A 22,794-nucleotide genomic window follows, 5' to 3' on the forward strand; every position below is an offset into this window, starting at 1 on the left:
AAATGAGGATATTATGAAAAAATATTGGATCAGCTTTTTAAGTGTGATTATTGTATCCTTTACTGTACTTAGTATAATCGGTATAAAAATTTACCAGCAAAAACCTCCCATACCGGAAAGAATTGTAACGAAAAACGGAGAAATAGTCTTTACGAAGTCTGATATTCAGGAGGGGCAAAATGTATGGCAGGCAATGGGTGGAATGGAATCTGGTTCGGTTTGGGGACACGGAAGTTATGTTGCACCTGATTGGACTGCTGATTGGCTCCATCGTGAGTTGGTAACTGTCCTTAATATTTGGTCGGCACAAAATTATGGGACAGAATTCAGCAAGCTAACGGCAGAGCAACAATCATCTCTTAAGGCAAAATTAATAGAGATGTATAGAACAAACACGTATAATGATCAAACAGGTGAAATTCAAATAGCTAACGAAAGATATGATGCGATTAAAGAAAACATTAAGCACTTTAATAACGTCTTTACAAATGGGAATGATGATTATGCAATTCCCAAAAACACTTTAAGTGATCCTGAAAAACTAAGAAAGCTTAATGCATTCTTTTTCTGGAGCGCATGGGCTGCATCTACTAACAGACCTAATGAAAATTTTACCTACACAAATAATTGGCCTCACGAAGAATTAATTCAGAATATTCCTACTCCCGATACAATTGTTTGGACTGGAGTAAGTATCATACTGTTGTTGCTTGGCATTGGTGGAATGGCGTGGTATTACGCCGCAAACAAAGGCACGGTAGAACACAAAGATTTTCCAAAAGAAGATCCACTATTGGGAGCTACAGTAACACCTTCTCAAAAAGCTGTTATTAAATATTTCTGGATTGTTTCATTGCTTTTTCTTCTGCAAATAATTTTAGGAGTGGTTACTGCACATTATGGAGTAGAAGGCGGAGCTTTTTATGGAATACCTATAGCCGAGATTTTTCCATATGTAATTACACGAACCTGGCATATTCAGCTAGGGATTTTCTGGATTGCAACCGCCTGGCTCGCCTCTGGTCTTTACATCGCTCCTGCTGTTAGTGGTGTTGAACCCAAGGGACAAAAATTAGGCGTTAATATTCTTTTTATCGCTTTACTGGTAGTTGTTCTTGGTTCAATGGCAGGTGAATGGCTTAGTATAAAACATTTATTGCCTGAAAATTTCTGGTTTTACTTCGGACATAGTGGTTATGAATATATTGATCTTGGCAGATTTTTTCAGATTTCACTTTTAATTGGATTATTTTTGTGGTTATTCCTGATGTGGCGTGGAATCAAACCTGCTCTCAAAAAAAATAACGAACAAAAACCTATTCTTACTCTATTTTTAATTTCTACAATTGCTATTGCTTTATTTTACGGAGCTGCATTGATGTACGGAAAGCATACAAATCTCGCAATTGCCGAATATTGGCGCTGGTGGGTAGTTCATCTTTGGGTCGAAGGATTTTTTGAGGTTTTTGCTACAGTTGTAATTGCATTTTTATTTGCCAGATTAAACCTGATATCTATTAAAACTGCAGGACAGGCCACCGTACTTTCAGCAACAATTTTTCTTTCTGGCGGAATTATTGGCACACTTCATCATCTCTATTTTTCCGGAACTCCAATGATTGTGCTGGCATTAGGCTCCGTATTCAGCGCTCTTGAGGTTGTACCACTTATGTTTGTTGGTTATGAAGCGTGGGAAAATATTAAACTTTCAAGATCGACTGAATGGGTGAAAAAATATAAATGGGCAATCTACTTTTTTGTCTCGGTTGCTTTTTGGAATATGCTGGGAGCAGGACTTTTCGGGTTTATGATTAATCCCCCAATTGCCCTTTATTATATGCAAGGACTAAATACTACTCCTGTTCACGGACACGCTGCATTGTTTGGAGTTTATGGAATGCTCGGAATTGGATTAATGCTATTTTCACTACGCGGAATTAGACCGGATATCGAATGGAATGAAAAACCAATTAAATGGTCTTTCTGGCTGATAAATTTTGGATTATTTGCCATGGTTACCTTTAGTTTACTCCCTGTCGGTTTAATGCAAACCTGGGCTTCAGTTGAACACGGTTACTGGTACGCAAGGAGCGCTGAATTTTTGCAAACCAGCACAATGCAAACATTAAGATGGCTGAGAGCATTTGGCGATTCAATTTTTGCAATTGGTGCAATTATCCTCGTCTATTTTTTTTTCCAATTGTCTATTAAGTTCTTAAAAAATAAATAAAACAATTAGTGAGTAATATAATGAACGATGAAATTAATAAAGTGTCACTAGCCGATTCAATTGCTTATCAAAATGGCTCAATTGTCAGTAAACAGATTCTTAAAAAAACGAGCGGAAACATAACACTTTTTGCTTTCGATAAAGAAGAATCTTTAACAGAGCATACTTCACCTTACGAGGCTGTTGCTTACGTCGTCGAAGGCGAAATGGAAATAACAATAGGCGGAAAGGTTAATAATGTTAAAACTGGAGAACTAATTATAATGCCACCAAATATTCCACATGGATTAAAAGCGATAGACAGATCTAAACTGCTTTTGATTATGATAAAATAATTTGTTGTATATCATCGGGCGGAATTTCTTATTTATTTATAAGTCCCGGATTCTTAACTCGGAATTTTTAATACAATCTCCTACTGAGATTCCGCCCCGATAATTACCGCTCAAAACGATACCTTTATTCTTTTTTTCAAATTGTTCAATATAACTTTCATGCTCGATGTAACCGAGATTATACTGAGGAATTGCTTTTTCCCACATTATAGATTCAATAATTATCGGCTCACCTTCAATTTTCATTATCTCATGAAACTCCGAAAGCACAATTTTTATTAGCTTGGATTTTTCCATATTAAAAATCTGAGGCGAACGAGCACCACCGATAAACAACGTAAAGGCTGCTTTATCGTCGGGGCATCTATTCGGAAAGATCGACGAACTCCATATTGCGCCGAGGAAATGCTTTTTTTCTTTTGACGGTATCAGGAATCCAAAACCGTCGAGTTTCCTTTGTATATCCGATTTTTTATAACCCAGATATAGCACCATTACCGGCGGATAATAAATTGAATTTAGATGCTCAGCCAGCTTATCGTCGAGCTCACAAAAAACTTTTGAAGCAACATATGCCGGCAATGTAGAAATAATTGAATCTGCTATTAGACTCTCCTGCTTACCATCCAATTCAAATATAACCTTCCATTGATGATCGTTAGTACCCAATACATTCAATACTTGTGCATTAAAGACGATTTTATCTTTCAAATTTGCCGCAATTGAGTTGGGCAGCGATTGCATTCCTTCAATAAAAGAAAACATTTTTGCACTCTGTTTCGATTCCTCGTTTCGTTGTTTTCTTTCTTTTGCGCCTTTAATCATACCCTTGATTAATCCGCCGTAGACTTCCTCGAGTCTGTATAATTTTGGGAAAGCCGATTTAACACTCAATTTTTCGGGGTCGCCGGCAAATACTCCACTCACAAAAGGATCAATTGCATAGTCGAGAAATTCATTGCCGAGCCGTCTCCTGACAAATTGAGCAATACTCTGATAATATCCGTCGTCGGATTTTGAAATAAACGGTTCCGCCATCAATCTGAATTTTGCACCCGTAGAAAACAAATTTGTTTTAATAAACGAAAGCGGGCTCATCGGCAGTGGGATTAATTCACCGTTTTTCAAAATGTATCGTTTCGATGCCGAACTGTTAGCATAAATCATTTCATCGTTAAGTTGTACTTCATCAACCAATTTCTTAATCAATGGAGTCGTTTCCAATCCACTGTTTGGTCCATAATCAACCAGGAAGTCATCAATCCTTCTTGAAACCATCGACCCGCCAGGCTCATTTTTTTTCTCGAGGATTATTACATCAAACCCATTTTTAACAAGCCAGTAAGCAGTCGATAGTCCTGATATACCTGCTCCGAGAACAATTATTTTTTTTGACATATAAAACATCCATTTATTATTTGCACATCTAAGAAATGGGAACTATAACAAAAGAATAATTTAATTTAGACCTCTTCTTTTCAGTAGAGCATCAACTTTTGGTTCCCTGCCTCTGAATTCGATATATAGCTGCATCGGTTCTTTTGTGCCTCCTTTTGCCAATAATTTTCCGAATGCATTTGCCGTTTCTTTGTCGAACAAATCGCCTTTTTCTTTAAAAGCTTCGAACGCATCTGCATCCAAGACTGCAGACCATATATAGCTATAATAACCGGCTGAGTAACCACCTACAATATGTGCAAAATTTGTCGTTTGATAACGTGATTCGATTTCAGGAATTTTACCGAGTTTATCGAAACATTTCTTCTCAAATTCTTCCACGTCGTAGATTGCAGTATCCGTTAAAGTATGCCAGTCCATGTCGAGGAATGCTGCCGCCAGATATTCTACCGTTTCAAATCCCTGATTAAACAATTTGGAGTTTTCAATTTTAGCGATTAACTCGTCCTGCATGGGTTCGCCTGTTTTGTAGTGTTTTGCATAAAGTTTTAACACTTCCGGTTCCAATGCCCAGTTTTCCATAATCTGCGAGGGTAATTCTACAAAATCGCGCGGCACCCATTTGGTTCTGTGATAAGTTGTATTCGACAAGAGTGAATGCAATGCATGTCCCAGTTCATGGAATAAAGTGTTAACTTCGTCCACACTCATCAATGCAGGTTTATCTGCAGTTGGTTTCGAAAAATTGCCGACGTTGTAAACCAGCGGCGTCACAAAATTGCCGTCAATATTCGTCTGAACTCTAAAGCTGCTCGACCATGCACCGCTTCTTTTACCGTCGCGGGGATAATAATCGGTATAAAAGATACCGATATGTTTATCATTCTCATCAACTACTTCAAAAACTTTTACGTCAGGGTGGTATGTCTGTATATCGTTTCTTTCGATGAATTTTATTCCGTACAATTTAGAGGCGACTTCAAAAGCACCTTTAAGCACATTTTCCATCTTGAAATAAGGACGAAGCATTTCCTCATCGAGATTGTACTTTTCTCTTTTCAATTTTTCAGCGTAGTACCACCAATCCCACGCTTGCAGTTTGAAATTATTGCCTTCAGATTCTATGATCTTCTGCATTTGTTTAACTTCCGATTTTGCGCGTTTTAATGCAGGAGTCCATAATTCATGCAAGAATTTATAAACCCTGTCGGGAGTTTTTGCCATATTCACTTCGAGTACATAATCCGCATGTGTTTTATAACCCAACAAATTTGCTCTTTTGACTCTCAGAGAAACAATGCGTGCAATAATTTCTTTATTATCATATTCATTATTGTTGTTGCCTCGTTTTATATACGCTTTGAATAATTTTTCGCGCAATTCTCTTTTAGGTGAATATTGCAGGAACGGTATCCAACTTGGTTTTTGAAGAGTAAAGACCCATTTGCCTTCATATCCTTTTGCCGAAGCGTTTTCCGCAGCCAGTTGAATAACGCTTTTGGGCAATCCTACCAGGTCTTCTTTGTTATCGATTACAAGTGCGACTGCATTCGTTTCCTTTAATAAATTTTCGCTGAACTTAAGAGCAAGAGAAGATATCTCCTCGTTGATCTTCCGCAATTCTTCTTTCTTTTCCGGCGGAAGGTCGGCTCCGCTACGCACGAAGTCTTTATAATAAAATTCAAGGAGACGCATTTGTTCGGGATTAAGTCCAAGCGATTCTTTTTTTTCGTAGAGAACTTTTACACGCTTATATAACTTTTCGTTAAGATAAATATCGTCTTCATGGCGCGTAAGAATAGGAGTAATTTCACGCGCTGCCTTCTGCAATTTTTCATTTGTATTCGCCTCGTTCAAAGCATCAAATAATCTCGATACCCGATCTAACATACTTCCGCTTTTTTCCATAGCTTCGATAGTATTTTCGAACGTTGGCTCTTCACTGTTGCTGGCAATTGCTTCAATTTCTTTCTTCTGCAATTCGACTGCATATTTGATAGCCGGTAGAAAATGCTCGTCTTTAATTTCGTCAACCGGAGGAGTTCCAAAGGGGGTATTCCATTCTTTTAATAAAGGATTATCCATAATTTTCTCTTGAGGAATTATTGTTGATAAAGTTATAACAAACAAAAAAATAAAGGACTTCATAACAGCTCCGATTTATCTAATTATAATTTTATTTCGGAGGTAGATAATTAATAACAAGCTCGTATAGAGCGTCTACAAACAAAGACGAATCGTTCAGTCCGTTCATAACAAAATAATTTTCAATTCCGCAATCATCTGCCACATGCCGGTATTCGATATCGAGTTCAAATGAAGTTTCAATGTGGTCTGAAACAAAACTAATCGGAATAACAAGCAAGTGTTTATTGCCATTCGATGCAAGTTTTCTAATCATTTCATCAGTTGCAGGTTCAAGCCATTTTTGTGGACCTACTTTACTTTGGAAACAGAGGTGATAGGGATGTGAATAATTTCGAGCTTTCATTACAGCTTCCATTGTCTCTTTTATCTGGTGACTGTAAGGGTCTCCTCTTTTAAGGAGATTTACCGGAGTTCCGTGGGCACTGAAAACAAGAACTATTTTATCGCGAACATTTTCGGGAAAACGTTCTATTGTTTCATCGATCCTTTGATTTAATGCAGCAATATATTTATCGTTAGTGTGATAATGGTCGATATAAATCAGCTTGTCTTCTGGTCCGCGATATTTTCTTTTCCACTCATTAAAAGACGAACCTGTTGTGGTTATTGAATAATGAGGATATAGAGGAAGTAAAAGAATATGATCGTAATTGCCGGATTCTACTTTATGCGCAACTTCATCCGTAAAAGGTTTCCAGTATCTCATTGCCACAAAAACGTCGTACTTAGAATCCGTTTGATTCAATTTTTCTTCCAGCATACTTCTTTGTTTTTCGGTCCATTCGTTAATTGGCGATTTCCCACCAATCAATTTATATTCTTCTATAACTTTTGGAGCTCTTCTGCTGGAAATAACTTTTGCAAATAACTTTTGACCAATTGGAATTTTGAATATATCAGGGTCCTGGAATAAATTAAAAAGAAACGGCTCTACGCTTTCAAGTGAATCCGGACCTCCCAAATTAAAAAGTACAACCGCATTTTTTCCCATTTTCTCTTCTTTCTGCTATTATGAATATCTAAACACGCAAATCAATTATATGGTTCGTGAATATTTTGTATTTTCTTTTTCGAGATATCTATCGAAATTCATGGCGATATTTCTAATTAATAATCTACCCATTGGAGTAACCGTAATTTTCCGATTATCAATTACAACAAGGTTATCCTCGGCAAATTTTTTCAACCCTTCGAGAGCATTTTTAAAATAGTTTTCAAATTCAATATTGAATTTATTTTCGATTGACTCAAAATCGAGCTCGAAGTCGCACATAATCCTGGTGATGACTTCGCGCCGCAATAAATCGTCGTCGCTAAGATAATATCCTCTCTCGGTCGGGAAGGTTTCGTTGTCCAGAGCTTCGAAGTATTCTTTCTCCTTTTTGTAATTCTGAGTATAAATTCTTCCGATCTGACTTATTGAAGTAATACCCATAGCATACAGATCTGCGCCGGCGTGTGTGCTGTAGCCCTGAAAATTTCTGTAGAGTTTCTTCTCTCTCAAAGCAACAGCCAGTTCATCTTCCGGCCTGGCAAAGTGATCCATCCCGATAAAAACATATCCGGCGGATGTCAGTTTTTCGATTGTCATTTTAAGAATCTGTAATTTAACTTCCGGCTTTGGTAAATCTTCAGGATTAATAAGTCCCATATGTTTTTTTAGCCATGGAACGTGAGCATAGTTAAAAACCGCTATTCTGTCGGGCGAAATGTCAATTATTTTATCAACAGTGCTTTCAAATGTTTCGAGGGTTTGAAAAGGGAGACCGTAAATTAAGTCGAGATTAATGCTTTGAAAACCGAGTTCACGCACCCAGTTTACCACTTGCCTTGTCATATCCTCGGGTTGAATTCTGTTGACGGCTTTTTGGACCTTCTCGTTGAAATCCTGCACACCCATACTTATTCTATTGAACCCGCCGTATCGTAATGCTTCAAGATGTTCTTTAGTTAACCCGCGAGGATCAATCTCGCATCCTTTCTCTGCTTCGGGCAGCATTTCGAAATTGGAATTGATATAACCGATAAAGTCTTCAATTTCATCAGGATTTAAATGTGTAGGAGTACCTCCGCCCCAATGTAATTGGATTACCTTTCTATCGGGTTTTATATAAGTCCTTAGCAAGTCGATTTCATTTTTCACGTAATTGATATATTTTTTTATTCTGTCTCGGTTCCTAGTAACAATCATATTGCAACCGCAGAAATAACAAAGCGTATCGCAAAAAGGTATATGATAATAGAGCGAAAGATAAGGTGGATTATCCTGATTATTCGTTCTGATAACTTCGTCAATAAAATTTTCCGCTTTAAACGATTCATTAAAATGCGGCGCCGTCGGATAACTTGTATATCTTGGACCGGGTCTGTCGTATTTCTTAATCAAATCGAGATTTATGTCGAACATTTCGTACCCATTTTTTTATTAAAAATTTTTTTTGCTTTCTTCTTTAATCGTGGCGACGAGAAACTTCACATTTTCCGGATCGATATCGGGTAAAATTCCATGACCGAGATTAAATATATGTCCGGAACCTTTACCGTAAGAATTAAGAACTCTTACAGTTTCTTCAAAAATTTTATCTTTACCTGCATAAAGTACAGTTGGATCGAGATTCCCCTGTAATGCTACTTTACTACCTACTTTATTTCTGACTTCATTCAGATTCATAGTCCAATCGAGGCCGAGCACATCAGCTCCGCAGTCAGCCAATTTTTCAATCGAGTAATGAACGCCTTTTGCAAAGACAATAATTGGTTGGTCCTTGCGATTAATTTTTGAGATTACTTCTTTAATATATCTGAGAGAAAATTCCTCGAAGTCGTGAGGGGTCAGAATGCCGCCCCATGTATCAAAAATCTGAACGGCATCTACTCCGGATTCCAATTTAGCCGATAAATATTCTGCCACTGCGTCAGAAATCATTCCAAGTAAACGGTGAGCAGCTTCGGGCTGGTTATAAATAAACTTTTTGACTTCCGAAAAGTTTTTTGTTCCCCCACCTTCCACCATATAGGTCATTAAAGTCCAGGGCGAGCCGGAAAATCCAATTAAAGGTACTCGATGATTCAATTCTTTTTTTGTTAGAGATACCGCATCGAGGACATATTTCAGATCTTTAACTGGGTCAATTTTTTTGAGTTTGTAAATATCGTTTGCGTTTCTGACCGGTTCGTAAAGTTTTGGTCCTTTACTTTCTACCATTTCGAGTTTCATACCCATCGCTTCGGGAATAACGAGTATGTCGGAAAAAATGATTGCGGCATCAACACCGATTATATCAACCGGCTGAATAGTTACCTCTGCTGCAAGTTCCGGTGTTTTGCACATCGTGAGAAAATCGTATTTTTCTCTTACTTTTCTATATTCGGGCAAATACCTTCCCGCCTGTCTCATTATCCAAACCGGAGTTCTTTCGGTATTTTCTTTTTTACAAGCTTTCAGAAATAAGTCGTTTTTTAAGTTCAATTTTCCTCCTTAAGCCATATTGCCTGTAGATTTATAAAACGTTATGATGGCATCTGAAATTCCATTTAGCGAAAATTCTGCCGGGACGATATTTACATTCACACCGGATTTTCTTATCTCTTTCTCGGTAGTTGTTCCGATTGCGCAAATAAAACTATCGCCAAAATAATCGGCAGGATTGTCAATGTTCATAATGCCGATAAAATTCTTGTAGTTTGACGGACTCGTAAACACGAACAGATCGGGTTTATCTTCTTTAATCAATTCAATTTTATCGGCGAGAGTATCTGAATCGTTCTGAACCGTATCGTAAATTTTCATTACTTTAACGGTGGCACGAAGTTCTATCAGTCCTTTTTGTAATTCATCCCGTGCAATTGACGAAGAGGGTAAAAGGATTTTTTTATTTTCGACGCCGATATTTTTAAATCTTTCGAGTAATCCGGCTGCGCTGAATTGTTCCGGAATTATATGAATATAATAGCCTTTTTCTGCGCACTTATCTGCAGTAGTTTTACCTGTTACTGCAATTTTTGTTTTAGAAAGGTCCAGTCCGAAATCCTCTGCTATATCATGAAAAATCGAAACTGCATTTTGTGAAGTAAAAATCAAATAGTCATAATTTCTAATTTCGGTCGAAAGGTCGATAATTTCCTTTTCGCTAAAAGCAGGGACTATTTTAATAGCCGGGAAGAAAATCAATTCGGCTCCCTCGTCAGCAAGGGGTTGCAACGAGGAATAAATTCCTTCCTCTTTCGTTATCAATATTTTTGTGTTTTCGAGTATCAATTTATCCGTTTGATTTAATGTCGGATAAAATTTTTCGTGATCCGGCACGCAACAAATCCTTCGCCAGTTTTTTACCAAGGGCTTCCGGTTTGGCGGACGAACCTCTCATTTTCTTTCTGAAAGTAATAGTACCGTCTAAACTGGCAACAACCGCGTCGAGATACAAACCGTTCGATTCTTTTTTAGCATAAGCTCCGATGGGCACCTGACAGCCTCCTTCGAGCGATTTCAGCAATGACCTCTCGGCAGCAGTTTCAACGTAAGTTTCAAAATCGTGAATCGATTTAAGAATTTCTATAGCGTCTTTATTATCATTCTTAACTTCGATACCGAGAGCTCCCTGCCCAACAGCAGGTAATATTTCTTCAGTTGATATAAAAGAAGAAATATATTTTTTAAGATTAAGTCTTTCAACTCCTGCTCTTGCAAGAATAATTGCATCCCAATCCGACTCCAGAAATTTATTTATGCGAGTCGGTACGTTTCCTCTCAAATCGACAATTTTAATATCTGGCCGTAAATGGAGTAATTGTGCTTTCCTTCTGAGTGATCCGGTTGCAACTATAGCGCCTTCGCGCAAAGATTCGATAGTAGTTCTTTTTTTTCGAGCAATCAGAACATCTTCAACCGGGTGTCTTTTTGTTACTGCGGCAAGCATCAAACCGTCGGGTAATTCAGTTTGCAAGTCTTTCAAACTGTGAACTGCTAAGTCAATCGTGCCTTTTATTAATTCATTCTCGATTTCTTTGGTAAACAATCCTTTATCGCCAATCTTCGAAAGCGATTTGTTTAATATTTTGTCGCCTTTTGTGCGAATAATTTTAATTTCAATGTCGAGATTTTTATCGACCTTTTCGAGTTGTTTTTTAATAAAATTAGCCTGCCAGAGAGCCAGTTCGCTCCCTCGGCTGCCAATAATAAGTTTACGCTTATTCAATTTTTTTCCTCTTTATTTTCTTCCGTGCCGTTTGTTTTATTATCGAGCGAGAAAAGTTCTTTAATCAAAAACGAGTGATTTGCTATATCGTCGGGATTGATGCCCTGTTCGGCAAGTTGTCTTAATTTAATTGTAGGATTATGCAATAATCTGCCTATCATCCTGCGAGTCATATCTTCTATTTTATTAAAATCTTCCGGAGTAACTTTATGTTTAATTTTTTCGAGTTCATCTTCGCGAATTGAATCGAAGAAATTCCTGAGAGATTTAATTACCGGCACAATTTCGAGAGTATTGTACCATGCAAAGAAATTCTGCATTTCTTCCATAATAATCGATTCGATTTTAGGAATTTCATTTTTTCTTTTCTGAATATTCTGGTCGACAATAACTTTTAACGATTCCATATCGTGATAAAAAACGCTGTCAATTTCTTTTACTCTCGAGTCGACATCTCTCGGAATTGCAATGTCCATAACTACAATTGGTTGTCCTTTTCTTTTTTTAACAGCAGATGCCAAATCCTCATAATGAATAATAAGATTTTCTGCACTTGTAGCGCTTATTATAATATCATAATTATGCAAATGCTCTTTAAGGGATGGGAACGGAGTAATCCCGCCTTTAACTTTTTCTGCTAATTTTTCGGCGCGTTCAATTGTACGGTTGGAAATACTTATTTTGCCAATTCCTTTGTCTCTCAAGTGAACTGCAGCCAATTCGCCAGTCTCACCTGCCCCAATAATCAACGCTGATTTTTTATCGAGATTCGAGTAGATTTTTTCGACCACTTGGACAGCGGCATAGCTGACTGTTACAGCGCCTTCTCCAATAGCCGTCTCCTTTATAGCTCTCTTTCCTACTTTCAAAGCAGCTTCGAATACTCGCTTAATTACTGAACCGGAAAAATTAATATCCTCGGAAATTTCATAAGCTTCTTTAACCTGTCCCAATATCTGGCTATCGCCAATTACCAGCGAGTCGATTCCCGCAGCAACAGAGAAAAGATGCTTTACGGCTCCGCATGAAAAATATCTTCTGAAATACTCGTTTTTAAGATTTTCTACTTTTTTAAATTCCAGCAAACTGGCAATTATCTTATTAGAATCCAGATTGTAATTGGGAAGTAGCGAATATATTTCCGTTCGGTTGCATGTCGATAAAATCACTCCTTCTTTATAATTTTCTTTTAAGTGCGATATAAATTCAATTATTTCATCACGACTAAGGTGGAGCGATTCGAGTATTTCAATCGGCGCAGTATTATGATTTATTGTAATTCCAACAAAGTTCATTTATGCAAATCTATTTTTAATAAAATGAATGAAAAGTATTTTGCAGAGTGCTCGTCAAAATCAACGAGACCATTGTAAGGACAAATCCGGTAAGCGAAAATATTATAACTTTTCTGCCATACCATTTCCCGATTAATTTGCTTGCAATACCGAGACAATAGATAATCCACACAAAGAACGTTCCGACAAGCTTCGGGTCGCCGTAACTGAAATCGGGGAAAGCGCTCGGCAGCCATATTATTCCAATAATCATTGCTACTGTTAATAAAATAAATCCAATCAATACCGAATAAAAACTGAGCTTCTCAAGTATTTCGAGACTCGGCAGTCTGTTGAAAATCAGTCCGAATTTATTTGTCTTGAGATTTTTGTAGAGTATAAGGAACAAAATTCCGTATACTGCGGAAATTGTAAAACCGGAATATCCAAGCAGTGCGCTTATTACATGTATACCCAACATTCTGTTTCTGAGCACTTCCGGCACCTGATAGTTATGTTCTATAAAGAGGGAAGAAATAATCTGAAATATTACAGAGAAAAAGAGGATGAATGTTCCGGTTCCTCTGATATCTGTGAGGAGTTCCAGTAAAAAATAAGAAAACGCAATTGAACATGCCAATAATGAAAATATTTCGAATTTACTCGTAATCGGGGTATGATCGAATTCAACCGTTCTGAAAATGATATAGAGAATGTGGGCAATTAATGTGACAAAGAGGAATATTCTCTTTGAATGCGTGAACTTACTTTTCTCCGAGAAAAAGTCGAAAGCGTAGACCAAAAATACAATTATGTATAAGAACGGTAGCAATATATTGAAAAACGAAATAGTAGATAGCATATACTTTATTAATTTTATTTGTTAATCATAAATTAACAAATTATTAGCAAAAAAGCCGTTAATCTTTCATGTCATAGAAGACAATATTTCGCGATAAAAAAGCATTAACATTTCCTCATTGCAGCGAATTTTGATATTTTTAGATCAGTAATTGAGAATTAAACAGTAAAGGAAATTTATGAACACAGAAAAAAGTGAAAAATTGTTTGAACGAGCGCAGAAATTAATTCCGGGCGGAGTAAATTCGCCTGTCAGAGCATTTAAATCCGTCGGGGGAACGCCGCTTTTCATAACTAGAGGCAAAGGTTCCAAAATGTTCGACGTCGACGGCAATGAATTACTCGATTACATTGGTAGCTGGGGACCTCATCTATTCGGGCATAATCCTCCTTTTATAAAAGATGCACTACTAAGAGCAATTGAAGAAGGCACAAGTTTCGGAGCTCCCACAGAAATTGAATTAAAAATGGCAGAATTGATTTGCGAACTGGTCCCATCGGTCGAAATGGTACGAATGGTAAACAGTGGCACAGAAGCTACAATGAGCGCTATTAGAGTAGCCCGCGGTTTTACAGGCAAAGAAAAAATAATCAAATTCGAAGGCTGCTATCACGGACATGGCGATTTCTTTTTGATTAAGGCTGGCAGTGGTGCTCTAACTTTCGGCGTTCCAACCAGTCCAGGCGTTACAAAAGGAAACGCAGCAGATACATTACTGGCTGAATTCAATAATATCGAGTCGGTTAAAAAAATAATTTCCCAAAACAAAGGCGAAATTGCAGCCCTGATTCTCGAACCAATTGTTGGAAACATGGGAACCGTCAAAGCCGATGGCAATTTCATAAAAGAATTGCGCGATCTGTGTTCTGAAGAAAAAATTGTATTGATATTCGACGAAGTAATGACGGGATTTAGAGTGGCTGCAGGCGGCGCTCAGGAAATTCTCGGCGTTAAGCCTGATATGACAACATTCGGAAAGATTATAGGTGGCGGACTACCCGTAGGTGCATATGGAGGCAAAAAAGAAATCATGGAAATGGTTTCACCTGTTGGACCGGTCTATCAAGCAGGAACTTTAAGTGGCAACCCGCTGGCAATGAACGCCGGATTTGCAGCGCTCTCCTACATCAAAAATAATCTGAGCATCTACGACGAACTCGAAAAAAAATCCTCACTCCTGGCAGATGGGATTATTAATGCTGTCAAGTCTGCAGGTAAGAATTTTCAACTAAATCGAGTCGGCTCAATGATGACTCTCTTCTTTACAGAAGAACCTGTTTACGACTTTAAGACCGCTATTAAATCCGATACGGTGCTATTCGGCAAATTCTTCCATTCGATGTTAAAGAGAGGAATTTATCTTCCTCCGGCGCAATTCGAAGCGCTTTTCGTTTCTACAGCTCATACTGAAAATGATATTAATACAACTATTAAAGCAGCTGAAGAATCTTTGAAAGAAATATTATGATTTTCCCGGCGGATTAAGCTCTGTCGGATTTTTTTAGTATACTCCTTTCGCATTCAAATGGAGAGTGTATTTTTTATCGCTGCCCTGAATATGTCCCACAAGCCAGTCCTGGAGGAAATTCATAACATTAATACTTAATGTGGTATTCCCTTTACCGTAACTATCTATTAATTCTTTCAACTGATTAATTAAATTCTGGTGTGTCTGTCTGTGGAATGTAAGTTCGCTGTAACCATATTTTTCCATCAGTTTTTCTTCATAAGAAAAATGTGAATGAGTATACTCAAGAAGTTTGTCAAATATCTTACCCAAAGCCTGCTTACTATTGCCTACTTTCATTGCATCGTGAAGTTCATTGATTATTTCCAGTAGCTTTTTATGCTGCTCGTCAATACTTTTAATATTGACAGAGTACGAGTCGTTCCACTTTAATAAAGACATTATACCTCCAATTTTTAATATATTATCGATAGAAAAATTAAAAAGTGTAGTATGACATTCGTACCGTCTTACATTAAACTTCTCGAATCAGGTGAACTTGAAATGCGGGCTGAATTAGCTTACAAAAAAATGTACGAATGTACTGTATGTCCAAAAAATTGCCATACTGATCGGATAAATTATAAATACGGTTTTTGTATGAGCGGACCTTTACCTATTGTTTCTTCATATACTCCTCATTTTGGTGAAGAGCCTGTTCTTTCTGGTACCAAAGGAGCTGGCAATATATTTTTTGGAAATTGCAATTTGAGATGCATCTATTGCCAGAATTACCAGATTAGTCAAAATTGGGAATCTGAAAAATTCAACGAAGTTTCCCACGAACGACTGGCAGAAATAATGCTCGAATTACAGGAGATGGGCTGTCACAATATCGGACTTGTATCGCCTACTCATTTTAGCGGCACAATACTCAAATCAATTTATATTGCTGCAAAAAAGGGACTGCGTCTTCCAATAATTTACAACTCGAACGGATATGATTCGGTAGAGATGCTGAAATTGTACGACGGTGTGATTGACATATACTTGCCCGACTTCAAATACGGAGACAGCAAATATGGTAAACTTTATTCCAATGCAAAAGATTACTTTGAAGTAGCAGGAAAAGCAATTAAGGAAATGTACCGACAGGTAGACTCCAAACTGATTTTCGAAGGCAACACAGTAGTGCGAGGACTGATAATCCGTCACCTGGTTTTACCCAATGACCTTTCTGAATCAGAAAAAGTTTTCAAATTTATTGCAGAAGAACTCGATCGTGATGTTCATATCTCTTTAATGTCGCAATATTACCCAGCACACAAAGCCATTAAGGAGCCATTACTGAGCAGAACGTTACGTCCTATTGAATATTACAAAGCCATTGAACTGATGGAAAAATATGGTCTAAGAAACGGATGGATACAGGAATTGGAAAGTTATAATTACTATCGCCCCGATTTCGATTACGATCGGAAAAATCCTTTTGGGATTTAATTAAACATACAAATGTTCGTATCTATGAAATATTCGTTCAAGTCTTTCGGTCAATTGTGAAAGGATATCTGTTTTCAAAAGACAGCCTTCTATCCTGTAAGAAATTAATTTTTCGATATGTTCCCTTTCACTATTTGTCGTTAAAGCTATCACAGGCACGTTGTAAGTCTTTAATGTTTCCAGGAATCCGAGCCCGCTTTCAAAGTTCGTGTCCGTGTCGACAAATACCATTCTTGGTTTTCTTCGGTCGATTTTATCGAGTGCCTCTTTTTCAGAACTTGCTTCAACTACAGTCGTAATGAATTTCTTTTCGATAAACTTTTTCAGTAATCCCCTAAATTTGAGGTCATTATCAATAAGCAAAATATAACTCATTTTAATCCCTCTTTTATCTATCTGTATTATCGTAAAAAAAAGGGGGTAAATTTATAGCTCAATAGTAAAAATTTTTATAAAAATAGATTATATAAAAAGACTATTGAAACATCCTTTCGACAATTTTCTTGTTTTGGTGGTTATAAATATTTTTTCCATCCGCAGTAAAAAGGTAATCGATCCTTTGTTTATAGAATTCGGTTATTTTACTGCGAACCATTTTAAGTGTACTGTTGAGGAAATGATTTTGCTCTGTAAAGGCTTCGCCCAGAAGGGCAAAAGTAGCCGGTAGCCATCTTTCTGGAAATTCTCCTGCAAATTGACCTCCTTGTTTGAATTTTGATATCTCGTCGTCGATCAATTTTATGACGGTATTCTGCCCTTCATCTGTTTTATGAGATAAGTTTTTCTCTTCGAGGTATAGTCTAACCTGTTCTTTATTAGGAACAATAAGAGCTACTGTATAAGGTGATTGATTATTGTAAAGCATAATCTGATCGATGTATCTGGAATTTTCTGTAAGAGATTCTTCAATTCCTTCGGGTGAATATTTCTCTCCGTCGCTGGCAATTAAAAGCGATTTGAATCTGCCCAGTACATAGAGAAAACCATCTTCGTCGAGATACCCGAGGTCGCCGGTAAAAAGCCATCCATCTTTGACCGTTTCTGCGGTAGCTTTTTCGTTCTTCCAGTAACCGGCCATTACATTTTCTCCTTTAACCACAATTTCACCTTTTTGACCGATGGGCAATTCGTTTCCGTTTTCGTCGCATATTTTAATTTCAAGGTTATCTACAATTCTGCCCGAAGAGCCGAGTTTATGTTTAGCCGGTACATTTGCCGAAATAATTGGTGCTGCTTCGGTTAAACCGTAGCCCTGAAGCATAGGAATCCCAATTGCATAAAAAAACCGCTGTAATTCGATATCGAGCAAAGCTCCGCCACCGATAAAAAATTCAAGTTTTCCGCCGAAATTTTCGCGTATTTTCGAAAAAAGGATTTTATCATATAGTTTATAGAGTGGTTTTAAGAATTTTCTTTTTCCTCTTCCCCTGTTCCATCCCTCGGCATTGTATTTATAAGCCAATTTAAGAGCATGATTAAAAATCTTTTCAACCCGTTCTCCTTTTTCACGAATTCCTTTTTCGATATTCTTTCTGAAATTCTTTGCCAGTGCAGGTACACTCAAAAGAAAAGTCGGTTTTATTTCTTTAATATTTTTAGGGATGTTTTTCAGAGTTTCCATCGGAGTCCGGCCTAATTCAACAGCTGCCAGCGATGCTCCGTTATACATTAAAGTATAAATCCCAGCAGTATGCGCAAAAGCATGGTCCCACGGTAATATTAACAACGTTGTGTACCATTCAGGGATTGGCAAAAGGCCAGAGGCCTGTTCTACGTTTGCTGTATAATTTCTGTGAGATAAAACTATTCCTTTCGGATCGGCTGTAGTACCCGAAGTATAACAGATATTTGCATAATCGTTTTCTTTAACTGATTCCATTCTTTCATTCAAGATATGTCTGTTTGATTTTAGAAATTCCTCTCCCATTTCAAATAAATCTTCGATGTATAATTCATCATCCTGAAGATCCTCAATTTTATCGAGCACAATTGTTTTTTCGAGTTCAGGTAGATCCTTTTTAATTCCTCTTATTTTATGTAGCTGTGAGGCTGAAACAACGGCGACTCTCGCACCTGAATGGTCAAGTCGAAATTTCAAATCGTTAAGTTCATCAATTTTAACAGAAATAGGGACATTTACTGCACCGGTATATAATATCCCTAACTCACTAATAACCCAGTAATTTCTCCCTTCAGATATTAAAGCAAGACGGTCTCCTTTGTTGATACCCAACGAAATCAAACCTGCGGCAAAATTGTAGACAAGCCTTTTCACTTCAGAATATGTCAGCCCTTGATATATTCCGTTTCTCTTTTCTTTAAGAAAAACATTCGATGAATATTTCGAAACGCTTGTTTCGAACATATTGATAATGGTACGTTCCATAATTACACCTGCAGTTATAAATGATTAATGCTAAAATAAGAAGAAAAGAGAAACAGGAAAATTTAAAATAAAAAAGCCCGGACTGTGCCGGGCTCATTCTTAAAAAAATTTTCAAGCCAGCGATTCTTTAGACCGCCTTGAAGCCGATATTATAAATCCGATTACCATCACTACCACACCAAGCCATACAAGACTGATAAACGGTTTTATACTGACTTCTACTGTTAATACTTCTTTAGGAGTTTGAATGGGAATATTTTCTGAAGAAAGAGGTTGCAGTACTATTGTTATCTCACCGCCTGTTGCATTCATATTTGCAAGTGCGATTTTAAGGTCGGCTTCTTTGAGTTCTGCATTGTGAAATTCCTGTTGACCACTCGCACTTTCCATATATGGCTCCAGGTTAAAAGTTTTGCCATTGTAAGTTACTCTAAGATTTGCGCCGATTTTGAATTTTCCACCGCTCATCATAGCAGTCATATCTTCAGGCAATATGAAATTTGTGAATTCAATCTTCATCCCTCGGTAGTCGATTACATCTCCTTTCTTCATGTTAATCGTCTCTCCGCCGTCTGATGGATTTTCTTCATCATAACTTACGGGCGCCACATAAAAATCTTTAGTTAAACCCACTAAAATATCGGGTTCACGCATTAAACTATTATTGAATTCAGCAATATACATAATAGGAGCCGCAACCTTTATATCATCACCATCTTTGATTTCTACATTAAATGCATATTTCTTACCCCCTTCGATAGGTTGATAACCGGCAAAGCTCAACTGATAGTCCCATAATTCTACTTTTTCTCCTTTAACCAGGTCAACCTGTTCACTTTTAGTGTATCCTGCAGTTGCGGCTACACCTACCATAAAAATTGCTATTCCGATATGGGCAATATAAGCGCCGGCGTGATTTTTTTTGCCGCGCAGTATTTTAACTACTATCTCACCATTAATTACTATCGCAAAGATCGAAGAGAATGTAAGAATTACAAGCATAAAGTTTTCAACGCCGCTGATAAGAAAGATTGCAGCGGTGAGCAAAAATGAAATTACTAAAGGCATTCTAATACCTTTAAGCAATTCCTCTTTGCCAGTTGTCTTCCATTTCAAAATTATGCTGAGTCCATTCAAAAATCCGATAATAATAGCAATCGGGAGGTTAAGTTCATTATAGAATTTAAGTTCAACAGTTTGTCCGAAAATAGGAGCGCTTGTTCCCACCAATATGATAATTGCCGATGCAATCAAGGCAAAGGAGCCGGTAAAGAGTGCCAGTTCACGGGATAAAATATTTTCTTCGTACGAAAAATTCTCAGTCAAATATTTCCATCGATAAAATACGAGTCCGAGTCCCAGCAATCCAAAGAAGAGAAGAAAGACAAGGAGCAATAAATACACCATCATGCCAGGATCGACGAAAGAATGGACAGAAGCATCGCCGAGAATACCGCTTCGAGTTAAAAACGTGGAATAAAGAACAAGAATATATACAAAGATGCTCAAAATTAAATTGGTCTTTACAAATCTTCCTGCGTTGAGTTTATCGTTGTTAGATTTATCCTGAGTTTTTTTCTGAATAAGCATTGTATGGATTGTAGCAACGGCAATCAACCAGGGAACCAGAGATGAATTTTCTACAGGGTCCCAACCCCAGTAGCCACCCCATCCCAGAACTCCGTAGGCCCAGTAACCACCGAGCATAATTGCAAGTCCCAACACCATTGTACCGATAAGCAGCCAAGGCAAAGATTGTTTTACCCATTCATTATATTCATTTTTAATCAATGCAGCCATAGCAAATGAATAGGGAACGGCAGCCATTGAAAAACCGACAAAAAGCATCGGGGGATGAATTTGCATCCAGAAATTTTGCAAAAGCGGATTTAATCCTTTACCTTCAATTATAAATTTATCGAGAGGAACATTGTTCGCTTTTAATATTGCGAGCAAATCTGGTCCTATCTGAATAAATTGTTTTCCGGATTGAGGATCGCTAAATAAAAAATTTTGTAGTGCTGGCAAGGTCAAATAAGCGCTATTTATATGCTTCAGGTCGATGAAGTCGGGCTGACTCCAGATATAAATAAAAGGAGATTTCAGCAAAGGATTGACCATAACGAGAAGGTATATGACACAGATGCCATAGACCATCATAACTCGTTGTTCGAGGTCGCCTCTTTTTGAAGTATAGTCGAGCAATATCAAACCTACTATCGACGAAAAGAGCGTCCATAGCATAAAACTGCCTTCCTGGCCAGCATAAAATGTGGACATCAACAATCCCAGAGGCAGTCCACTGCCGCTGTAATTATAGACATATCGATATTGATATTGATGCGTTAAAATTGCCTGCAATAAAAGTGCGCTCGCTACAAGCACCATAATTGCACTTATATGAAAACTAATTCGCGCTGGCCCTAATGTGTTTTTATATCCTCGATAATTCAGAAAATACATAATTACAGAAAAGACAGCTGACAATAATGCCAACGTTAAAGCTACGTTGCCAATCATATTAATATTCCTTTAAAAATTATTTTAATTAAGCTCCGGCTTGCTGAACCGGTTGTTCCTGGTATTTGGAGGGACATTTTGTCAATATATCTGTTGCATAAAAAACTCCGTCAGAATATTTTCCCGTAACGACGACACTTGTAGACGACTCGAAGTTGTTCGGCATTGCGCCTTTATAGACTACCTTCATTACGTTTCCGTTTGTATCCTGGATATAAAAACTGAATATTTTATTTTGTTTATCTATCTGATAACCTTTTTCTTTGACCCAGCTTCCGGTGGCTTTTACCGTCTTGCCGGATTCCATAACTTTTACAAAACTACTTTCGTACTGGACATTGGTTTGAGTAAAAAGATAGATCATTAATCCGAGGAATACAACTATGATAGTTCCACCAAAAATATATTTATTGTTCATCGTTTTTCTTCTCCTTGAGTTCTTTTTCCAAAACTTTTAGCTTTTTATCCGTATTATTCAGGAACAAAAAAATGCCAAGCCACACAACAAGCACTATAAACATAACAATATAAATTGAGTTCGTTTCAAAGAAGTTTAGCAATCCGTTTTCCACATCAACCTCTCTCTAATTTATTATTTTCCGAAAGAATTAAAATTTTATAGCGTAGTTTCCACATCCAGAAATACAAGATTGTAAATGCCAACAACGACAGATAAAAAACAATTTGCATATTAGCATTCATCTTAAAATCGACAATTGGGCCAGAAGTGTCGTCGTTAGCCGAGCCTGGATGGAGTCCCACCATTATTCTAGGCATAATAAAAATGAAAAACGGCACAGTCAAAAAAGCAATAATCGAATAGACTGCCGACAGACGTGCTCTTTTTTCCTCGTTTTCGATTGCAGAACGGAGTGCCAAAAGCGAGCCATAAATTAAAAGAAGTATAAAAATACTCGTCTCACGTGGATCCCAATGCCAAAAAGCTCCCCATGTGAATTTTGCCCAGATTGAACCTGTAACGGTTGCCAGTACCGTGAACAACATCCCTAATTGAAGGGCAGCGTTTGATCTGGCATCGTCGTCCAGATTTTTGTTCTTGAGATAACGAACTCCGTATAACATCGCCATCAAAAAAGCTATGACCGACAACCACGCCGTAGGAACATGGAAAAAAATTATCTTTGCTTTCTCTTCTAATCCGGGAATATTTGGGAATTCATACCAGTGCGAGGGTTGAGCCACTATCGGAAATGTAATACCAACAATTAACACGTATGTCATCAACACAAACAATATTATTTTCCAATAAGTTTTCATAACGCGACTACTTTCAATTTTAGTACCAAAAAAATATATCTGGATATAATATAGTATTAAGCGTTTTATTTGCCTAAAATATAAAAGTACCCCCTCAATTCCAAAGAATTTTGGAAGGATAATCCAGGTGACCATTCCGATTTATAATAAATAATTTCTATTGATATATTAATTTTAAGAATCACATAAATAATTTGTTACATTTCAGAGGTGAATACGTC

The 22,794-nt window shown here is 37.4% G+C and carries 19 protein-coding genes and 1 pseudogene; 4 read left to right on the plus strand and 16 right to left on the minus strand.

The features are described from left to right. Positions 1 to 13 precede the first annotated feature (13 nt). Together ACSSV9_RS01320 and ACSSV9_RS01325 are read left to right on the plus strand one after the other, a co-directional pair. Positions 14 to 2,230, plus strand: coding sequence for a nitric-oxide reductase large subunit (locus tag ACSSV9_RS01320; RefSeq protein ID WP_422881076.1), 2,217 nt, complete (start codon positions 14 to 16; stop codon positions 2,228 to 2,230). A 20-nt stretch (positions 2,231 to 2,250) separates the two neighbouring features. Then, a complete protein-coding gene (locus tag ACSSV9_RS01325; RefSeq protein WP_422881074.1) occupies positions 2,251 to 2,565 on the plus strand; it encodes a cupin domain-containing protein in 315 nt (104 codons plus the stop codon). A 36-nt stretch (positions 2,566 to 2,601) separates the two neighbouring features. On the opposite strand, the pseudogene hemG reads toward ACSSV9_RS01325, so the two are convergent. From hemG to ACSSV9_RS01370, 9 genes and pseudogenes are all read right to left on the minus strand, one after another. Further along, positions 2,602 to 3,978 (minus strand): annotated as a pseudogene (gene hemG / locus ACSSV9_RS01330) (protoporphyrinogen oxidase); the annotation flags it as partial. A 45-nt stretch (positions 3,979 to 4,023) separates the two neighbouring features. Further along, the gene (locus ACSSV9_RS01335; protein WP_437345407.1) at positions 4,024 to 6,111 is read right to left on the minus strand and encodes a M3 family metallopeptidase; all 2,088 of its coding nucleotides are present in this window, start codon (positions 6,109 to 6,111) and stop codon (positions 4,024 to 4,026) included. 28 nt (positions 6,112 to 6,139) lie between these two features. Continuing rightward, positions 6,140 to 7,102, minus strand: a complete 963-nt coding sequence (gene hemH, locus ACSSV9_RS01340; protein WP_437345408.1) for a ferrochelatase — start codon at positions 7,100 to 7,102, stop codon at positions 6,140 to 6,142. Positions 7,103 to 7,147: 45 nt separating this feature from the next. After that, a complete protein-coding gene (gene hemN, locus ACSSV9_RS01345) occupies positions 7,148 to 8,518 on the minus strand; it encodes an oxygen-independent coproporphyrinogen III oxidase (RefSeq protein ID WP_437345409.1) in 1,371 nt (456 codons plus the stop codon). Between the two features lie 18 nt (positions 8,519 to 8,536). Further along, positions 8,537 to 9,580: a uroporphyrinogen decarboxylase gene (gene hemE, locus ACSSV9_RS01350; RefSeq protein WP_437345410.1), complete on the minus strand. Its 1,044-nt coding sequence runs from the start codon at positions 9,578 to 9,580 to the stop codon at positions 8,537 to 8,539. 9 nt (positions 9,581 to 9,589) lie between these two features. Then, a complete protein-coding gene (locus ACSSV9_RS01355; protein WP_437345411.1) occupies positions 9,590 to 10,417 on the minus strand; it encodes a uroporphyrinogen-III synthase in 828 nt (275 codons plus the stop codon). Further along, positions 10,371 to 11,306: a hydroxymethylbilane synthase gene (hemC, locus tag ACSSV9_RS01360; protein WP_437345412.1), complete on the minus strand. Its 936-nt coding sequence runs from the start codon at positions 11,304 to 11,306 to the stop codon at positions 10,371 to 10,373. Before hemC ends, ACSSV9_RS01355 begins: the two co-directional genes overlap by 47 nt. Next, entirely contained in the window at positions 11,303 to 12,601 is a 1,299-nt protein-coding gene (hemA, locus tag ACSSV9_RS01365) for a glutamyl-tRNA reductase (protein ID WP_437345413.1), read from the minus strand. Before hemA ends, hemC begins: the two co-directional genes overlap by 4 nt. 16 nt (positions 12,602 to 12,617) lie before the next feature. Next, on the minus strand, positions 12,618 to 13,442 hold the full coding sequence (locus ACSSV9_RS01370) for a cytochrome C assembly family protein (RefSeq protein WP_437345414.1): 825 nt from the start codon (positions 13,440 to 13,442) through the stop codon (positions 12,618 to 12,620). Positions 13,443 to 13,620: 178 nt separating this feature from the next. On the opposite strand from ACSSV9_RS01370, the gene hemL reads away from it, so the two are divergent. Then, entirely contained in the window at positions 13,621 to 14,910 is a 1,290-nt protein-coding gene (hemL, locus tag ACSSV9_RS01375; protein WP_437345415.1) for a glutamate-1-semialdehyde 2,1-aminomutase, read from the plus strand. Positions 14,911 to 14,943: 33 nt separating this feature from the next. Here the strand turns inward: hemL and ACSSV9_RS01380 are convergent, their stop codons facing one another. Beyond that, positions 14,944 to 15,351 (minus strand): bacteriohemerythrin, encoded by a 408-nt coding sequence (locus ACSSV9_RS01380; RefSeq protein WP_437345416.1) that lies wholly within the window; start codon positions 15,349 to 15,351, stop codon positions 14,944 to 14,946. A 51-nt stretch (positions 15,352 to 15,402) separates the two neighbouring features. Between ACSSV9_RS01380 and ACSSV9_RS01385 the strand changes: the two genes are divergently transcribed. Continuing rightward, positions 15,403 to 16,389 (plus strand): radical SAM protein, encoded by a 987-nt coding sequence (locus tag ACSSV9_RS01385; RefSeq protein WP_437345417.1) that lies wholly within the window; start codon positions 15,403 to 15,405, stop codon positions 16,387 to 16,389. On the opposite strand, the gene ACSSV9_RS01390 is transcribed toward ACSSV9_RS01385, so the two are convergent. From ACSSV9_RS01390 to ACSSV9_RS01415, 6 genes are all read right to left on the minus strand, one after another. Next, positions 16,390 to 16,764 (minus strand): response regulator, encoded by a 375-nt coding sequence (locus ACSSV9_RS01390; RefSeq protein WP_437345418.1) that lies wholly within the window; start codon positions 16,762 to 16,764, stop codon positions 16,390 to 16,392. Positions 16,765 to 16,864: 100 nt separating this feature from the next. Then, positions 16,865 to 18,775, minus strand: coding sequence for an AMP-dependent synthetase/ligase (locus ACSSV9_RS01395; RefSeq protein WP_437345419.1), 1,911 nt, complete (start codon positions 18,773 to 18,775; stop codon positions 16,865 to 16,867). Between the two features lie 111 nt (positions 18,776 to 18,886). Continuing rightward, entirely contained in the window at positions 18,887 to 21,295 is a 2,409-nt protein-coding gene (gene ccsA / locus ACSSV9_RS01400; RefSeq protein WP_437345420.1) for a cytochrome c biogenesis protein CcsA, read from the minus strand. A gap of 28 nt (positions 21,296 to 21,323) precedes the next feature. Beyond that, the gene (locus ACSSV9_RS01405) at positions 21,324 to 21,713 is read right to left on the minus strand and encodes a cytochrome c maturation protein CcmE domain-containing protein (RefSeq protein ID WP_437345421.1); all 390 of its coding nucleotides are present in this window, start codon (positions 21,711 to 21,713) and stop codon (positions 21,324 to 21,326) included. Next, entirely contained in the window at positions 21,703 to 21,867 is a 165-nt protein-coding gene (locus ACSSV9_RS01410) for a CcmD family protein (RefSeq protein ID WP_437345422.1), read from the minus strand. Before ACSSV9_RS01410 ends, ACSSV9_RS01405 begins: the two co-directional genes overlap by 11 nt. A gap of 1 nt (position 21,868) precedes the next feature. Next, positions 21,869 to 22,708, minus strand: a complete 840-nt coding sequence (locus ACSSV9_RS01415) for a cytochrome c biogenesis protein (RefSeq protein WP_437345423.1) — start codon at positions 22,706 to 22,708, stop codon at positions 21,869 to 21,871. Positions 22,709 to 22,794 lie beyond the last annotated feature (86 nt).

Source organism: Melioribacter sulfuriphilus (assembly GCF_051488685.1).
GTDB lineage: Bacteria > Bacteroidota > Ignavibacteria > Ignavibacteriales > Melioribacteraceae > Melioribacter.

Coding starts and splice junctions, on each gene's coding strand:
- hemN (WP_437345409.1), bottom strand. CDS start 8,518: ATGTTCGACATAAATCTCGATTTGATTAAGAAATACGACAGACCCGGT.
- ACSSV9_RS01335 (WP_437345407.1), bottom strand. CDS start 6,111: ATGAAGTCCTTTATTTTTTTGTTTGTTATAACTTTATCAACAATAATT.
- ACSSV9_RS01380 (WP_437345416.1), bottom strand. CDS start 15,351: ATGTCTTTATTAAAGTGGAACGACTCGTACTCTGTCAATATTAAAAGT.
- ACSSV9_RS01405 (WP_437345421.1), bottom strand. CDS start 21,713: ATGAACAATAAATATATTTTTGGTGGAACTATCATAGTTGTATTCCTC.
- ACSSV9_RS01415 (WP_437345423.1), bottom strand. CDS start 22,708: ATGGTCACCTGGATTATCCTTCCAAAATTCTTTGGAATTGAGGGGGTA.
- ACSSV9_RS01370 (WP_437345414.1), bottom strand. CDS start 13,442: ATGCTATCTACTATTTCGTTTTTCAATATATTGCTACCGTTCTTATAC.
- ACSSV9_RS01385 (WP_437345417.1), top strand. CDS start 15,403: ATGACATTCGTACCGTCTTACATTAAACTTCTCGAATCAGGTGAACTT.
- ACSSV9_RS01390 (WP_437345418.1), bottom strand. CDS start 16,764: ATGAGTTATATTTTGCTTATTGATAATGACCTCAAATTTAGGGGATTA.
- hemH (WP_437345408.1), bottom strand. CDS start 7,102: ATGGGAAAAAATGCGGTTGTACTTTTTAATTTGGGAGGTCCGGATTCA.
- hemL (WP_437345415.1), top strand. CDS start 13,621: ATGAACACAGAAAAAAGTGAAAAATTGTTTGAACGAGCGCAGAAATTA.
- ACSSV9_RS01325 (WP_422881074.1), top strand. CDS start 2,251: ATGAACGATGAAATTAATAAAGTGTCACTAGCCGATTCAATTGCTTAT.
- ccsA (WP_437345420.1), bottom strand. CDS start 21,295: ATGATTGGCAACGTAGCTTTAACGTTGGCATTATTGTCAGCTGTCTTT.
- hemA (WP_437345413.1), bottom strand. CDS start 12,601: ATGAACTTTGTTGGAATTACAATAAATCATAATACTGCGCCGATTGAA.
- ACSSV9_RS01320 (WP_422881076.1), top strand. CDS start 14: ATGAAAAAATATTGGATCAGCTTTTTAAGTGTGATTATTGTATCCTTT.
- ACSSV9_RS01395 (WP_437345419.1), bottom strand. CDS start 18,775: ATGGAACGTACCATTATCAATATGTTCGAAACAAGCGTTTCGAAATAT.